Source organism: Stenotrophomonas sp. YIM B13575 (genome assembly GCF_042787595.1).
Taxonomy (GTDB): Bacteria; Pseudomonadota; Gammaproteobacteria; order Xanthomonadales; family Xanthomonadaceae; genus Stenotrophomonas; species Stenotrophomonas lactitubi_B.
Window position 1 is genome coordinate 16180 of sequence record NZ_JBHZOP010000062.1, and the last position, 14889, is coordinate 31068.

The 14889-nt window shown below is 65.3% G+C and carries 16 protein-coding genes and 1 riboswitch; of the genes, 9 read left to right on the forward strand and 7 right to left on the reverse strand.

What is annotated here, in order from left to right:
- The first annotated feature begins 52 nt into the window (after positions 1 to 52).
- From ACFX4F_RS11395 to pnuC, 5 genes are all read left to right on the forward strand, one after another.
- Positions 53 to 2074 (forward strand): XVIPCD domain-containing protein, encoded by a 2022-nt coding sequence (locus ACFX4F_RS11395; RefSeq protein ID WP_380655268.1) that lies wholly within the window; start codon positions 53 to 55, stop codon positions 2072 to 2074.
- A 244-nt stretch (positions 2075 to 2318) separates the two neighbouring features.
- Positions 2319 to 2729, forward strand: coding sequence for a glycine zipper 2TM domain-containing protein (locus tag ACFX4F_RS11400; RefSeq protein ID WP_380655271.1), 411 nt, complete (start codon positions 2319 to 2321; stop codon positions 2727 to 2729).
- Positions 2730 to 2858: 129 nt separating this feature from the next.
- Positions 2859 to 3986, forward strand: coding sequence for a phosphotransferase enzyme family protein (locus tag ACFX4F_RS11405; RefSeq protein WP_380655274.1), 1128 nt, complete (start codon positions 2859 to 2861; stop codon positions 3984 to 3986).
- Between the two features lie 155 nt (positions 3987 to 4141).
- A riboswitch (TPP riboswitch) is annotated at positions 4142 to 4237 on the forward strand.
- A 70-nt stretch (positions 4238 to 4307) separates the two neighbouring features.
- A complete protein-coding gene (locus tag ACFX4F_RS11410) occupies positions 4308 to 6488 on the forward strand; it encodes a TonB-dependent receptor (RefSeq protein WP_380655277.1) in 2181 nt (726 codons plus the stop codon).
- Positions 6485 to 7066 (forward strand): nicotinamide riboside transporter PnuC, encoded by a 582-nt coding sequence (gene pnuC, locus ACFX4F_RS11415; protein WP_099819546.1) that lies wholly within the window; start codon positions 6485 to 6487, stop codon positions 7064 to 7066. Before ACFX4F_RS11410 ends, pnuC begins: the two co-directional genes overlap by 4 nt.
- A 107-nt stretch (positions 7067 to 7173) precedes the next feature.
- On the opposite strand, the gene ACFX4F_RS11420 is transcribed toward pnuC, so the two are convergent.
- The 7 genes from ACFX4F_RS11420 to ACFX4F_RS11450 form a co-directional block, all read right to left on the reverse strand.
- Entirely contained in the window at positions 7174 to 7593 is a 420-nt protein-coding gene (locus ACFX4F_RS11420) for a hypothetical protein (RefSeq protein ID WP_380655373.1), read from the reverse strand.
- Between the two features lie 163 nt (positions 7594 to 7756).
- The gene (locus tag ACFX4F_RS11425; RefSeq protein ID WP_380655280.1) at positions 7757 to 8731 is read right to left on the reverse strand and encodes a Dyp-type peroxidase; all 975 of its coding nucleotides are present in this window, start codon (positions 8729 to 8731) and stop codon (positions 7757 to 7759) included.
- Between the two features lie 91 nt (positions 8732 to 8822).
- A complete protein-coding gene (locus tag ACFX4F_RS11430; protein WP_380655283.1) occupies positions 8823 to 9089 on the reverse strand; it encodes a hypothetical protein in 267 nt (88 codons plus the stop codon).
- 15 nt (positions 9090 to 9104) lie between these two features.
- Positions 9105 to 9431: a hypothetical protein gene (locus ACFX4F_RS11435; RefSeq protein WP_380655286.1), complete on the reverse strand. Its 327-nt coding sequence runs from the start codon at positions 9429 to 9431 to the stop codon at positions 9105 to 9107.
- Positions 9432 to 9485: 54 nt separating this feature from the next.
- A complete protein-coding gene (locus tag ACFX4F_RS11440) occupies positions 9486 to 9854 on the reverse strand; it encodes a VOC family protein (RefSeq protein ID WP_380655289.1) in 369 nt (122 codons plus the stop codon).
- A 69-nt stretch (positions 9855 to 9923) separates the two neighbouring features.
- Positions 9924 to 10691: a DUF6597 domain-containing transcriptional factor gene (locus ACFX4F_RS11445; protein ID WP_380655292.1), complete on the reverse strand. Its 768-nt coding sequence runs from the start codon at positions 10689 to 10691 to the stop codon at positions 9924 to 9926.
- Positions 10692 to 10806: 115 nt separating this feature from the next.
- Positions 10807 to 11379, reverse strand: a complete 573-nt coding sequence (locus ACFX4F_RS11450; protein ID WP_176022450.1) for an Ax21 family protein — start codon at positions 11377 to 11379, stop codon at positions 10807 to 10809.
- A gap of 430 nt (positions 11380 to 11809) precedes the next feature.
- On the opposite strand from ACFX4F_RS11450, the gene ACFX4F_RS11455 reads away from it, so the two are divergent.
- The 4 genes from ACFX4F_RS11455 to ACFX4F_RS11470 all read left to right on the forward strand — a co-directional run bounded on the left by ACFX4F_RS11455 (position 11810) and on the right by ACFX4F_RS11470 (position 14877).
- On the forward strand, positions 11810 to 12073 hold the full coding sequence (locus ACFX4F_RS11455) for a helix-turn-helix domain-containing protein (RefSeq protein WP_380655295.1): 264 nt from the start codon (positions 11810 to 11812) through the stop codon (positions 12071 to 12073).
- Positions 12070 to 13443: a HipA domain-containing protein gene (locus ACFX4F_RS11460; protein WP_380655298.1), complete on the forward strand. Its 1374-nt coding sequence runs from the start codon at positions 12070 to 12072 to the stop codon at positions 13441 to 13443. Before ACFX4F_RS11455 ends, ACFX4F_RS11460 begins: the two co-directional genes overlap by 4 nt.
- Before the next feature lie 306 nt (positions 13444 to 13749).
- Positions 13750 to 14019 carry a hypothetical protein gene (locus ACFX4F_RS11465; protein WP_099819538.1) on the forward strand — a complete coding sequence of 90 codons (270 nt, stop codon included), beginning with the start codon at positions 13750 to 13752 and terminating at the stop codon, positions 14017 to 14019.
- Positions 14020 to 14175: 156 nt separating this feature from the next.
- Positions 14176 to 14877, forward strand: a complete 702-nt coding sequence (locus ACFX4F_RS11470; protein ID WP_251477467.1) for a hypothetical protein — start codon at positions 14176 to 14178, stop codon at positions 14875 to 14877.
- Positions 14878 to 14889: the final 12 nt, after the last annotated feature.

Genomic DNA, 14889 nt, shown 5'->3' on the forward strand with positions numbered 1-14889 from the left:
CCGGTTGGCGTATCGCGGCAAAGGCCGCACCATCAACCCCAGAGGAAGTGTCATGGCACAACGTGACTACAGCAGAAAGGAAGTTCTCGACATCATCGAGCAGGTTGCACAGCGCAAGGGCATCGCCAGCGAAGACTTCCTGCGCTTTGCCCACATCGAGACCGGTGGCCGCTTCAACGAACGCGCGCACAACGACAAGACCGATGCCAAGGGCCTCTTCCAGTTCCTGCCGTCGTCGGCCAAGCAGTACGGCCTGAGCGGCCACGAGTACGACCCGACCCGCAACACCGAAGCGGCAGCGGAGATGTTCAAGCGCAACCTGGTGGACATGGAAAAGCGCCATGACCGCACCGGCCACCCGTACCTGTCCGGTGATGACAAGCCGAGCGGCCTGGACCTGTATCTGGCACACCAGCAGGGTGCGGCCGGCTACGGTTCGATCCAGACCGCAATCGCCACCGGCACGTTCGGCCTGGTGCGCGACGGCCACGGCGATCCGATCGACATGCGCCCGCGCATCATGGGCCAGATCGGCGGTGACGTGGAAGCGCTGACCGGGCATACGCGCGCCGAGATGCGCACGATGAATGATCGTGACCTGGCCAGCACCTTCGCCCAGTACTACGACCGCAAGTACGACGCGATCAGCATCCCGGAAAAGAACATCGCGCCGATCACCGAGGCCCAGGCACGTCCGGCACCGGTGCAGGCCGCACCGACGCAGACCGTGACCCCGGCCGCGCAGGCCGCTGTTGCCGCCGGTGCCGCGACCATCGCCGCCACGGCTGCCGCAGCCAAGCCGGATGCACCCGGCATTTCGCTGGATGCGGCCTACAACGCCGGCGTGAAGTACGACAACGTCAAGTACGCGATCAACATCGAATCCAGCCAGTACTACCGTGGCAAGGGCGTCACCGGCAAGAACGTCGAGCAGGGCTACATCGACTGCTCCGGCTGGGTCGGCACGATGCTCAACAAGACCCAGGACGAGATCAACCAGAAGGCCGGCCACGCGGTGTTCGCCGACGCCGACAAGATCAAGCTGGGCTTCGCCGGCTCCGGCGGGATCGTGCACGAGGCCTACAAGGACTCGGGCGTGCTGCTCAAGCGCGACGACATCCTCAAGCCGGGTGCGCTGAAGGAAGGCATGGTGATCGGCCTGGATACGGCCAAGACCAAGCACGAGCACTGGAATGGCATCGACCACATCGTGATGGTGGTGCGTGACCCGAACACCGACAAGCTGCTGATCAGCCAGTCCACCGGCAAGCTGGGCGTGCACACGATGCCGGTGGAGGATTACCTCAAGCAGGTGAAGGACCACCCGAACTGGAAGCTGTTCGCCTCCGATCCGCTGCACCAGGCACGCGACCTGCTGGAAAACCGCAGCCAGACGCATGAGCAGGCGCAGGCCAAGGGCGCGGCCGAGCCGAAGCCGGCGGCGCAGGAAAAGCCGCAGGCCGGCAACGAAGTGCATAAGCAGGGTGCGCACGGCGAAGGTGTGCGCAGGGCACAGGAACAGCTGGGCCACCTGGGGTATGTGGGTGCCGACGGCAAGCCGCTGGTCGAGGACGGAAAGTTCGGTCGCAACACCGAGGCTGCCGTGCGCCAGCTGCAGAAGGACAACGGCCTGGCGGTGGACGGCATCATCGGCCCGAAGACGCTGGATGCGATCAAGGACGCGCGCGAGCGCCCGCTGCTCAATGACGAGCGCCATCCGCAGAACCCTATGTACAACCAGGCCGTGAAGGGCATGGAAGGCCTGCCGGCAGGCACCTTCAAGGACCGCCATGCACTGGAGGCCGCTGCCGCCGCACTGACCAAGGAAGCGCAGGCCAGCGGCATGCAGCGCATCGACTCGGTGGTGCCCAGCACCAATGGTGAGCGCATGTTTGCCGTACAGGGTACCGCCGGCGACCCGGCCGCCTGCCGCGCGGCGGTGGACACCCGCGCTGCCAGCGAGCAGAGCATGGCGCTCAGCAGTGGTGCGGTGCACGGTGCACCGAATGTCCTGCAGCAGCAGGACGCCCAGCAGGAGCAGGTGAAGCAGGCCCAGCGCGCCATGGGCCACTGAGCCAGGCAGGGGCAGACCAGGGGAAGGGCCGCGTACTGCGGCCCTTTTCCTTTCTGGCAGCTGAGCGGCCGCGGCGCTTTCAGCCTCGCTTCATGCCGCCTGACGCTAGATGAATGCGCAAGCCGCACGGGGATCGCGCGCAATGTTCCGGCAATGTCCGGGCACCAGCGTGGTCCCTACGGCAGCCGGGGCGCCCAGCGCCCTCCCTGCCCACCGTGGCATGCACCTCACAGGAGAACCCAACATGCTCAGCACTTCCGCACTCAGCTTCCGTGGTCTGGCGATGGCCCTGGCGCTGCTTGCCGGCGTGGCCGTGGTCAGTGATGCCAGCGCGATGTCGAGGAAGGACAAGCGCACCGTGGTCGGTGCCGTGGTCGGCGGCGTGGCGGGTCACCTGCTCTCCAACGGCGACCCGGCCGCCACCGTCGGCGGCGCGGTTGCCGGCGGGGCCATCGGCAACCTGACCACCTCCGACCGCCATGATCGCCGTTACGACGGGCGCTATGACCGCCGTTACGACCGTGGCTACGACCGCCGTTATGACCGGGGCTACAACCGCGGTTATGGCTACGACCGCCGCGATGACCGTCGCTGGCAGCGCGAGCGCCATGACAACCGTTACTACCACGACCGCGGCCGCCATCGCGGCTGGTAAGCGTGCCGGCCGCAGGCCGCACATGATGTCCCTGACGGGCGGGTCGATGACCCGCCCGTTTGCGTCTGTGGCGTCCATGGCGTTGAATGCGCAGCCTTGGATGTTCCTTTACTCAGCAGCGGCCGTGGCATGACTTCTTCCCCCCATCGCGTGCAGGGCCTCAACAACGACGAGGTCGCCGCCGACTGGCCGGCGATCGACGCGCAGGAGATCACCTGGCTGCGTGGCCACTTTCCGCAGCTGGGCGCGGACAGCACGCTGCGCTGGCACAGCCCGCGTCCGTTGTCGGCCGCGGCCATCGTCGACGGCACGCGCGGCCCGGTCTTCATCAAGCGCCACCACCACAGCGTGCGCAGCGCGCGAAGCCTGCAAGAAGAGCACCGTTTCATCGCGCATCTTGCAACTGCCGGCATGCCGGTGGTGCAGGTGCTGGCCAGCAACGACGGCCGCACCGCACTCGAACACGGCCAGTGGACCTACGAACTGCATGCGGTGGGCGTCGGCAAGGACCTGTATCGCGAGCTGCCGTCATGGTCGCCGCTGACCGACGTCGCCCAGGCCCACGAGTCAGGGCGCATGCTGGCCACGCTGCACCGCGCGGCAGCCAGCTACCAGGCCCCGCAACGCAGCACCCACCTGCTGGTGGCACGCGACGACCTGATCCGCGCCGATGACCCGATCACCGCGCTGAAGGCCGACCTCGGCAACCGCCCCGGGTTGGCCCGCTACCTGGCGCGCATTCCCTGGGAAGAACAGCTGCGCCGCGACGTGCTGCGCTGGCACCATGGCCTGACCGCGCGCCTGCAGGACGAACCACGGCTGTGGGCGCACAACGACTGGCACGTCTCCAACCTGCTGTGGAACGACGACGGCACGATTGCCACGGTGCTCGATTTCGGCCTGGCCTCGCCGACCAGCGCGCTGTTCGACCTGGCCACCGCCATCGAACGCAACGCGGTGGCCTGGCTGCAGCTGGAGCGCGGCACCGACGCGGTACGCATCGATATCGCCCTGGCCCTGCTGGACGGCTACCGGCAGGAACTGCCGCTGTCGCCCACGCGCGTGCACCTGCTGGCCGACCTGCTGCCGATGGTGCATTTCGACTTCGCTCTGTCCGAAGTGGAGTACTTCGAGGGCGTCACCGGCTCCACCGCGAATGCCGACGTCGCCTGGCAGCCGTTCATGCTCGGGCATCCGGCCTGGTTCGCCACGCCCCCTGGCCAGGCCCTGCTGGCGGCCCTGCACGCCGCCGCGTAAGCCGCGAGCCACCCAACACGCTGGGTACCCAGTAGATCGACGCCATGCGTCGATGATGCGCTCGGCCGGGATCAGATCCCGTTCCGCTGGAAAGGGATCTGACCCCGGCTGAAGAGCGGTAGCTCGCAAATCCGTACCATTTGTAGTGAAATGGTCACCTGAAGCGGGGGTGCCTGGATCTGCCAGGCTGAGAGAGTCCCTTGGAACCTGATCCGGTTTGCACCGGCGTAGGGAGCTTTGAGCCGCAGCCACACCCCCGTCATGGGTCGGTGCACCTGCGCGCCGTCGCTTCGTCTCCCTTGTTGTCTGAAGACGAATCGAATGAACCGCTGCCTGCGCCCCACCCTGCTCGCCCTTGCCCTCTGCGCCGCCCTGCCGCTGTACGCCAGCGAGGCAGGCACCGACGCCGTTGATGCTCCGCCGTCCTCGCCCACCGAGCTGGCGGCAGTGCGCGTGCAGGCCGGCAAGCCGGCCACCGACACCTCGCGCGTCAACGCCTTCGGCGGCGGCTCCTGGAAGGACACCCCCGCCTCGGTGAATGTGCTGGAGCGCGACTACCTCGACCGTCGCCAGGTGCGTTCGCTGTCCGAGCTGGCCAGCAATGACGCCTCGCTGGGCGATGCCTATGCGCCGGTGGGTTACTACCAGAACATCGCCATCCGCGGCTTCGCGCTGGATGCGGCCACCGGCTACCGCTTCAACGGCATGTCCATCGCCGGCGAACAGCGGTTGGCGCTGGAGAACATCCAGGAAGTGCAGATCCTGAAGGGCGAAGCCGGCCTGGCGGCTGGCGTGATGGCGCCCGGCGGCATCATCAACTACGTGGGCAAGCGCCCGGCGGAAGTGCGCACGGTCACTCTGGGCACGGATTCGGAAGGCTCGCGCTATGCCGCCGTGGATGTCGGTCATTGGCTGACCCCGCGCTTCGGCGTCCGCTTCAATGCCGCCTGGGATGCCAGTGATTCCTACGTCGAGCATGCCGACGGTCGCCGCAACTTCTATTCGCTGGCCACCGACTGGCTGATCGGCGAACACGGCAAGCTGGAAGTGGATGCCAACTACCAGACCAGCGCGCAGCGCTCGGTGTCCGGCTTCCAGCTGCTGGGCGCGCGCCAGCTGCCGCGCGGCGTCGATCGCGAGCGCCTGCTCGGCTACCAGCCGTGGCAGCGGCCGGTGGACATCGCCAGCACCAACATCACCGCCCTGCACACCTACGACTTCAACGACGCGTGGCAGTCGCGGCTGTCGATCGGTCACAGCCGCTCGGTGATCGATGACAACGTCGCCTTCGCCTATGGCTGCTACTACACCGCTGGGTGCGCAGACGGCAGTGTGCCGGGCAACTATTTCGCCCCCAACGGCGACTACGACATCTACGACTACCGCAGCCCGGATGACACCCGCCGCAACCAGCAGGCGCGTGCCGAACTGCGCGGCAGCTTCGACACCGGCAGCGTCGGCCACCAGCTGAGCATCGGCGCGGACTACTTCCGCCGCACCGTCGACAAGCGCCCGAGCGTCAACGAGTACGTCGGCACCAGCAACATCCACGATGCGCAGGTGCCGGTGTTCGAGCCCTCGCCGAAGATGCCGGGTGCATCGGCACGGCGCCTGGACAGCCGCCAGACCGCGTTCTTCGCACTGGACCGGATGAGCTTCGGCGATGACTGGCAGTGGCTGGCCGGTGGCCGCTTCGTGCGCCTGGACGAGCGCGCCTACGACAAGCGCGGCATGCCGCAGCGCCACAGCCGCCTGTCGCGCTTCCTGCCGCAGACCGCGCTGGTGTGGAAGGCTACTGACCAGCTCAACGCCTACGCCAGCTACGTGCGTGGCATTTCGCTGGGCCAGGAAGCACCGTTCTGGACGTCCAACGCCGATACCTTCCTGCCGTCGATGCAGTCACGGCAGCTGGAAGTGGGTGTGAAGTACGTGCCGGTGGACGCCCTCACCCTGGGTGCCGCGGTGTTCCGCACCACCCAGCCCTACCAGTACGCAAAGCCCGACGGCAGTGATGCCGGCTACACCTTCGTCGAAGAAGGCCAGCAGACCCATACCGGGCTGGAACTGACCGCCAACGGCCAGCTGACCGACGCGCTGCAGATCGTCGCCAGCGCCAGCGTGCTGCAGGCGCGCGCCCGCGACACCGGCACCCCGGCCTATGAAGGCCATCAGCTGGTGAACGTGCCGAAGGTGCGCGCCAGCGTGCACCTGGCCTACGCGCTGCCGTTCGTTGAAGGCCTGGATGTGACCGGTGGCTGGCGCTATGCCGCCGCCAACGTCGCCCGCGCCGACGGCGGTGTGCGCGCACCGGACTACTCGGTGTTCGACGCTGGCCTGCGCTTCCAGCACCGCCTGCACGAGCGTGCCGTGACCTGGAACCTGTCGGTGGACAACCTGTTCAACCGCTTCTACTGGCGCGACACCGGCAGCAGCGGCGGTGACTACTACCTGTTCCCGGGTGCGCCGCGACAGGCTCGCCTGTCGGTGACGTTCGCACTGTGAGCGGCGTCGCGCTCGAGTGGACTGCGGCCCTCTTCAGCATCCTCGGGGTGTGGCTGATGGCGAAGCGGCGGCTGGCCGCGTGGCCGGTCGGCCTGCTGTCGGTCGCGCTGTATGGCGCAGTGTTCGCCGAGGCCAAGCTGTACTCGGACACACTGCTGCAGGTCGCCTTCGGTGGTTTCCTGGTCTACGGCTGGATCAACTGGCGCCAGCACGCGGCCGATGAAGGCAGCATCCGCATCGTGCCGCTGGCGCGCGGCACGATGCTGCGCGACCTCGCCATCGGCCTGTGTGGCGGCGTCGCGCTTGGCGCCGGCATGCACACCTTCACCGACGCGGCGCTGCCGTGGCTGGACGCGATGCTGACCGCGCTGAGCCTGGTCGGGCAATGGTGGCAGGCACGCCGACACGCCGCCTGCTGGTGGGTGTGGATCGTGGTGGACGTGGTCTACGTGGGCGCGTACCTGTTCAAGTCGCTGCACGTGACTGCTGCGTTGTACGTGTTCTTCCTGGGCCTGGCGCTGTTCGGGCTGCGGGCGTGGCGTGCCGCCGCACGGGAACCGCAGTTGGCAACGCGGTAGCGCCACGCCATGCGTGGCTGGCGGGCCCGGTAGACGCCAACCTTGGTTGGCGCGCTGCCGCCGACCCAGGTCGGCATCCATCAGGCTCATCCACGCATGGCGTGGATCTACCGGGGTTGCAGTACCAGCCCCAAGCGCAGCGGTTGGCGCATGTCCTTCGGCGGCGCCGCCGGCAACGCCGTGGCCTGCAGCGTCGCGCGCAGATCGGCATCCACCTGGACATCACCCAGGCTGTCGAATTCCAGTTTGGAGATCGCGCCATCGTGGGTGATCCACACGCTCACCACCAACGGCGCCGGCGTATCGGGATGCTCCTGCAGCCAGGCCAGCAGGCGCTGGGCGCGTGGATCCTGTTCCTGCTGCAGGCGCTGCTGCAGTTCGCCGCTGACGGAGGCGGCATAGGCCATCCAATGCGCAGGCGCGTCCTGTGCGGACACGCTGGCGCTGCCCAGCGCCAGCAGGCCCAGCAACCATGCCAACGGGCGCCAGCCACGGCGCGTGCTGCGCCTGTTGCCTGCAGAAACCATCACCCACGCCTCCACTGCCGTCCAACGCATCATGGTCGGCGCTGTAGATGACAGGCAGATGGCGGAGGCGGCAGTAGAGCCACGCCATGCGTGGCTGTTCTGGGCAACCGGTTGATCCATCCACGCATGGCGTGGATCTACCTGGCTGCCCCACCCGGCGTGATCAGTCGCCCAGGTCGGCCAGCACCTTGCGCGAGGGGGCGAAGAAGGTGACGCCGGTGGTCGCGGTGGAGAAATCGAGGATGCGGTCGTGCAACGGCGCGGGATTGCCGATGAACATCCGCTCCAGCATCTGCTCGATCACCCACAGCCGACGCGTGTAGCCGATGAAGTAGGTGCCGTACTCGCCGCGCCCCGGATTGGCGAAGGGCATGTTGTCGCGCAGGATCTCGTGCTCGCCGTCGGCATCCTCGATGGTGCACAGCGTCTTGTGCGACTTCTGCGCGTCGGCCGGCGCGTCGTCCAGTTCGATGTTGTCGTGCTTGGTGCGGCCGATGATCGCTTCCTGCGCTTCGGTCTTCTGCGCACGCCAGGCATCGAGGTTGTGCAGGTACTTCTGCACCACCACGTAGCTGCCGCCGGCATGGTCGGGATCCTCGTCGCCGACGATGGTCGCCGCCGGCAGCGACAGTCCCTCCGGGTTGGCGGTGCCGTCGACGAAATCGAGCAGGTCGCGGCCGTCGAAGTAACGGAAACCGGCCACGTCATCCACCGCTTCCACGGCATCACCAAAGGCCAGCAGCAGATTCTTCTCGAACGCCACGATCAGGTCCATCGTGCGTGCACGGATGTGGTACAGCAGGTCGCCCGGCGTGGAGACTGCCGTGTGGGTCGCCCCCTTCACTTCCTGGAACGGCTTCAACTCGCGCGGCGGCGTGCTGCCCACCAGCGGCGCCCACACGCGGTGGCCAATGGCCACGTTGCAGGTGAAGGTGCGCTCGATCTCGCGGATGGCGGTGTTCTTGATCAGGTCATCGGTGCTGGCCAGCACCTCGCGCACTTTCGCCCGCGACGCTTCATCGTCCTTCACCGTCAGCACCAGGAACGCGGCCGAATGGGTCAGCGGCGCGGTGATCTGCTGCGGCTCGTTATCGAGCGTGTGGTTGAGGGCGGTGATGAGGGCGGGCTGGGCGTTCACGGCAGTTCCTGCTGGCTTGAGGCGGACACATCGCATGCGGCGATGTGCGGGCGATCATAGCGGAACGGCCTGGCCGGCGACGGAGCGGTTCTCAGTTCGCGGCGAGCGTGAGCCATTCGTTGGCGAGCGCGCGTGCCCGCTGTTCGCTGTCGGTGATCGAATGCTCCGGCTGCTGCAGCCACCACTCTCCCTGCCATTGCGGCAGCATGTGTCCGCGCAGGAAACGCGCGACGCGGAAGCTCTGCCCGACAGCATGGATGCAGACCAGCCGGATGCCGTCCTGGGAGACAACAGCGTCCAGCAGCTGCCAGCCATCCGCCGCATCGCGCAGCAGATGCGCCCCGGCGATTTCGATCACGTCCATCCTGTGCGGCTACGCCGTGGTCACGGTGAACTGTTGCGGCGTGCACCACGCAACCCGGAGGTAGGCGCCCTGCAGCAAGCCGCCATCGCGAAAGTGTTCGAACACGTCGGCCGGGCACCACTCCCTGCCTGCCGAGAAGGCAACGCCGAGGTCACGCAGACGGATGAAGACGGTGGCCTTGGCTGCGTCGTCGGCGACCGGCAGGGTGAGGGTGTCTGCCTCGCCAGCGGTGAAGCCCAGCGCCTGCAGCGAGGTCCGCGGGCGGCCGTTCAACAACATCACCTTGATGCAGTTGCCGTCGGCCTGCCTCACGTAGGCGTCGATGTGCGTGTCCATTGGCGGATTGTAGAGGCAGCGCGCGCCCAGAGGCATCGCGCTGCTGACCGCACATCAGGTGGCATCGCTCCACACCGCCAGCACGTAACCGTCCAGATCGCGGAAGTGGAAGCGACGGCCACCGGGGAAAGCGAACACGTCCTGCACGATCTCACCGCCGGCGGCGAGGATGCGCTGCTGTGCATCGGCCAGATCCGAACAGTAGAGAATCACCAGCGCGCCTCCCGTGGCTGTCACCGCCTCGTCAGCAACAAAACCACCTTTGAGACGACCATCATCGAACTCGGTATAGGCCGGGCCGTAGTCGGTGAACGACCAACCGAACACCTGCCCATAGAACTGTTTGCTGCGGGCGATGTCGGCGACGTTGAATTCGATGTTGTCGATGCGGCGTTCGGCATCGGTGGTGTCTGCGTGGCTCATGGTGCGGCTCCGTGGTTGGAGCGCACAGCATCGGTCAGCGCTGGGCTGCGGTCTTGAACGAAACGGCCATCAACGCCCCCACTCCTGGCGCAGCGCACTGGCGGTCAGGCCGGACAGCTCGCGGGCCTCGCGGCTGAGATGCGCCTGATCGGCATAGCCTGCCTCTGCGGCCAGCATCGCCAGGCTGTGCGCGGGCTGCGCCTGGCTGCAGCGCAGGAACCGTTGCAGGCGCAGGATCCGCTCCAGTGACTTTGCACCGTAACCGAACTGCACCTGGCTGAAGCGACGCAGGGTCCGCGGGCTCATCGCCAGATGTGCGGCCAGTGCGTCGAGGCTGGCGTCGCCCCTGGCAGCGTGCGCGAACAGCGCATGCGCACGTTTCGTCTGTTCGTCCGCCACGGCCGCAGGCATGTTCTGTTGCAGGCTGTCGGCCAGGCGTTGCAGGCGCTGCTCAGGCGCGGCCTCACCAATCGAGGCCGCAACCTGCGTTGCCCATCGGGCATTGAATTCAATCAGCGGCACGGCTTGGCCGACGATGTCGGACAAGTCGATGCCAAGCGTGGCCGATGCCTGCCCGGGCCGGAAACGCGCGCCCAGCACCTGCGCACCGGGCGCCAGTTGCGGGTGTGCGGCGGTCCGGTCCGGCCCCACCACGAACAACGCGCCATCACGCCAGAGGATATCCACGCAGCCATCCGGCAGCACGGTGATGCTGCCACTGGCGTCGGCCGACAAGTGGCTCTGCCAGAGCTGGCCGAACTGGCCACGCAGCGGCATGGGCGCCAGGTGTTCCTGGTAGGCCGTGCCGGTGCCAGCGAGAGAGGAAGGTTCGCCCATGCCCCATTGTGGCAAAGCGAAACCGGAAAAAGAGAAGCCCGGCACGAGGCCGGGCTTCACTGGCGTATGGGAGAGAGGTCACACGCCAGTTACACGCACTAACGACAGGCGTTTGTTACCAGCTGAAGCGCGGGCCCACGAACCACTCGCGGTCGCCGGCCTTGGCCAGCTTCACTTCGCCACTCAGGCCCCAGTTCTGATTGAACTTGGCGGTGGCGCCGACGCGGCCGTAGAACTCGCCATCCGGGTTGATACCGTGCTTCTTGCTGTAATCCTCGTAACCGGCCAGCGCATAGCCTTCCAGGTACGGGTTGAACGCGGTGCGCACGCCCACTTCAGTGGAGTAGCCGTTGAAGTCCAGGCCATGCTTCATATCAAACTTCTGGTACGCAACACGAGCCACCAGGTCGGTGTTCGGTGCGATGCCGTAGTTGTAGCCAGCACCGATGCGCCACTGGGCGACATCGTTCTTGAAGGTGTCGGTTTCCTGCTTGCTGTAATCACCGAAGACATGGAAGTTCGGATGCACGGCAACCGAGCCCTTCACGCCCCAGCCATCAGCGTCGCCGCCCTTGGCATCGGTGTTCACATAGCCGCCTTCAACGTAGTTGTACGACAGACCATCGGCAGCCGATGCGGCGAACGGCAGCGCGGCCAACAGACCCAGGGCAAGCAGCGAATTCTTGATCATCGGGATACACCTTTAATTATTTTGGTTTCGTCGAACGCCCCTCGGGAGGGGAGGGATAAGGGGCGTTCGACAGGTGTGAATTATCCGTTTGTTGATGAAATCAGCCCTGAATATTGAACTGACCGGTACATGAATGAGCTTCCTGTTCAGGGAACTTGCTGATCCTCCATCAGCAAAGCGCTAGGTGGCTTGTCAAAAAATCCTTATATTCAAAAGGATTTTTCGTAATTTCTGTTTCTTTTCAAAGAAATCCTGACTTTGTTGAGGATTTTCCGGGAGTCGAGCATCTTTCTAAAGAAATCCTCGCGAAGGAAAGGATTTTAATGAAAGCGATGGGGTTCGAGGAAGAATCCTTCCGATCATCAGGATTCAAGGGTATAGACTGTCCGCTGGATACAGAAAGTCACACGCTCATGAGGATTTCCCCTTGAAGATCAGGTTGGAGAACGCTGAAGCACTGGGGCCACTGGTCAGGGCTGCGCGCAAGCACCAAGGCCTCCGCCAGGACGCAACTGCAGAGAGCATCGGTGTCAGCGAGAATTTCCTGGCCAAGATCGAGCGCGGCGGCACCACGGTGCAATGGGGCAAGCTGTTCACCGTGCTCCATGAGCTGGGACTGCATGTCGAAATCGACGTCCCGGAAGAGGCGATGGCCGCCCCGGCCAAGCGTCACAAGAAGACATCCCGATGAGCGCCTCCCACATCGATCTCAAGGATGTAGTGAAGGTGACCACGCTGTCTGGGCTCCACTATCCGCGCCAATTGCAAGTCAGCATTGACGACACACCGGTAGGCGTCCTAGCCGAGGCCGCCAATCTCTGGCGCTTCACCTACTCATCCCAGTGGCTGACCAACGCGAGCGCCTTCTCGCTGGCGCCCGCGTTGCCGCTGCAGGACAACGCCATCATCGATGGCGGCAGCGAGCGCCCCGTGCAGTGGTACTTCGACAATCTTTTGCCAGAAGAGCAGCAGCGCATGCTGATGGCCACGGACGCCCACCTGGACAGTGCCGATGCCTTCGCACTGCTGAAGCACTACGGCGCAGAGTCTGCGGGCTCACTCACGCTGCTGCCACCAGGTCAGCCCCTCCCCCCAGGCAGCCTTGCGGACCTCCCCGATGCGGAGCTCTCACAACGCATCCAGGGGTTGCCACACACATCTCTGGCCGCAGGTGCCGCCAAGCGCATGTCGCTGGCCGGCGCCCAGCACAAGCTGGCAATCATCGAGCGCGCGGGACACATCTACCAACCGCTGGGCACCCAGCCCTCGACCCATATTCTCAAGCCAGACAGCACCAACGAGGGTTACCCGCACAGCGTGGCCAATGAATGGTTCGTGATGCGCCTTGCGCAGCGCATGGGCCTGCTGGTTCCGCACGTGGAACGGCGCTACGTGCCGGAGCCGGTCTTCATCATCGAGCGCTTTGATCGTGTCATCACGCCCAGCGCCATTCATCGCCGGCACGCGATCGATGCATGCCAGCTGCTGAACCTGGCCGGCAGCTTCAAGTACGCGCTTGGCAGCATCGAGACATTGGCCGCTATCGTCCAGCAGTGCAGAAGCAAGCTCAGAACACGCATGCGGCTGTTCGACTGGCTGGTCTTCAATGTACTCACCGGCAACAACGATGCCCACCTGAAGAACCTGAGCTTCTTGGTCGACAACGCGGGCATCGAGCTGGCGCCGCACTATGACCTGCTCTCCACCGCATGCTATGAGACCCGCGCATACGAGGGTGAGGGCGCCCGCTGGCCCGAGAGTTCGGCGTTGGCATGGCCCATTCTCGGCGTTAGGCATTTCCGCGACATGCGCTTCCAGCATCTGGTGGAAGCAGGTGAAGCGTTGGGCCTGACACGACAGGCAGCCACCAGGCAGTTGATGCGACAGCTTCAGCACATTGCCGGCGAAGCCCGGTCGTTGTATGAGCAAACACAGAGAGAGAACGAGCAATGGATGCACCGATTCGACATCGGTGCAACCGTGGAGGGCGAAGCGCGGTTCCTGCGTACGCTGACGCACGTGATCATCAACGAAATGGTCGGGCAGCTTGCACCGGCGTGAGGCGGAAATCAGGGCCGGATACCAGTACCGACAACGCTGGCCCCGCCTTCGTGTTGCGCGACGCTCATCTGCGCCCATTCATTAGGACAGCGTGAGTCCGCTTCATCCTGATGAATTGGCTGTATCGAAGCGGCGCAAGGGCATCGACCGATGCAGCACAGCGCGCGTATTCCCGCTTGTTAAGGTTGGCTGCTTGCCGCACCTTCACAGCCCATCCACGTCTTCCAACTGCAGCTGAAAGCACTTCGCAGCGGCGGGAACAAACGCCGCTATATTCCAGACTCCCCAGACGAAGGAGGGAGTGGAATGTTCCTGACCAAGCAGCACATCAACGCGGCACGTGCCGTCACCGTAGCCATCGTTGCTACCGTAAGCCTCGGTGCTTGCGCCACCTACAAAGACGAATTTGCAACGATCAACTCGCGTCTCGACCAGCTCGACGTGAAGGTGCAGGGCGCGGCGCAGAGCGCCGAATCCGCCAACCAGTCCGCACAGCAGGCCAACCAGCGTCTGGATCAGATTGAAGGCCGCGTCCAGCAGCTCGAAAGGGTCCCGGGCCGCAAGCCGCGCGGGTAACCGCTCTCCCACCCACTTTGATGAACGCTTGAACCAGACACCAGTGGCCTTCACCGGCCACTGGTGTCTTTCAGCCTCCCGGTCTTGATCCGAAGGAGCCGACCCATTCGTACGTACTCATTCCCTGCACGCCGGGCCGTGTCGGCCGCGCTGACCATCGCGCTGGCATTGGCAGGCACCAGCGTGGCCAGTGCCAAGAATGGCAAGGAAGCAAAAGAAGCACCTGCCGCAGAAGCGGCGAACGCCGCCGATGAACTTCCGCAGGGCCAGGAAGTATCCGAGACCGTGATTGCACTGGCCGGCTGGGTAGTCGCCAGCAAGGACAACCAGGGCTATCCGTTCGCGATCATGGACAAGGCCGCTGCACAGGTCCTGGTCTTCGGCGGTGACGGCAAGCTGCGTGGCGCGGCGCCGGCATTGTTTGGTTCGGCCATCGGCGATCACTCGGCGCCCGGCGTCGCCAAGCTCGCGCTGAGCGCGATTCCAGGCCACGACCGCACTACCCCGGCCGGCCGTTTCATTGGTGGCTATGGCCCGTCAGAGGACGCCGGACGCGTGCTGTGGGTGGACTACGATTCCGCCGTGTCGATGCACCCGCTCCCCCCGGGCACCCCGAAAGAGAAGCGCAGCGAACGACTGGCATCCGCCACGCCGGACGACAACCGCGTCACCCACGGCTGTATCAACGTCTCGCCCGGGTTCTACGAGCAGATCGTGCATTCCACGTTCGAGAAGGGCGGCGTGTTCTACGTGCTGCCGGACAAGGACTCGATCGAGGAAACGTTCCCGGAGTTCGCGAAGAGTCGCGCAGCTGCGAAGGGCGACGATGAGAAAGACGCACGCCACGCCCGCAAATGAAGCGCGGTTGTG

Excerpts from the sequence above, each read along its gene's own strand:
- ACFX4F_RS11405 (WP_380655274.1), top strand. The coding sequence starts at position 2,859 with ATGACTTCTTCCCCCCATCGCGTGCAGGGCCTCAACAACGACGAGGTC.
- ACFX4F_RS11400 (WP_380655271.1), top strand. The coding sequence starts at position 2,319 with ATGCTCAGCACTTCCGCACTCAGCTTCCGTGGTCTGGCGATGGCCCTG.
- ACFX4F_RS11420 (WP_380655373.1), bottom strand. The coding sequence starts at position 7,593 with ATGGTTTCTGCAGGCAACAGGCGCAGCACGCGCCGTGGCTGGCGCCCG.
- ACFX4F_RS11410 (WP_380655277.1), top strand. The coding sequence starts at position 4,308 with ATGAACCGCTGCCTGCGCCCCACCCTGCTCGCCCTTGCCCTCTGCGCC.
- ACFX4F_RS11465 (WP_099819538.1), top strand. The coding sequence starts at position 13,750 with ATGTTCCTGACCAAGCAGCACATCAACGCGGCACGTGCCGTCACCGTA.
- ACFX4F_RS11445 (WP_380655292.1), bottom strand. The coding sequence starts at position 10,691 with ATGGGCGAACCTTCCTCTCTCGCTGGCACCGGCACGGCCTACCAGGAA.
- ACFX4F_RS11395 (WP_380655268.1), top strand. The coding sequence starts at position 53 with ATGGCACAACGTGACTACAGCAGAAAGGAAGTTCTCGACATCATCGAG.
- ACFX4F_RS11440 (WP_380655289.1), bottom strand. The coding sequence starts at position 9,854 with ATGAGCCACGCAGACACCACCGATGCCGAACGCCGCATCGACAACATC.
- ACFX4F_RS11460 (WP_380655298.1), top strand. The coding sequence starts at position 12,070 with ATGAGCGCCTCCCACATCGATCTCAAGGATGTAGTGAAGGTGACCACG.
- ACFX4F_RS11435 (WP_380655286.1), bottom strand. The coding sequence starts at position 9,431 with ATGGACACGCACATCGACGCCTACGTGAGGCAGGCCGACGGCAACTGC.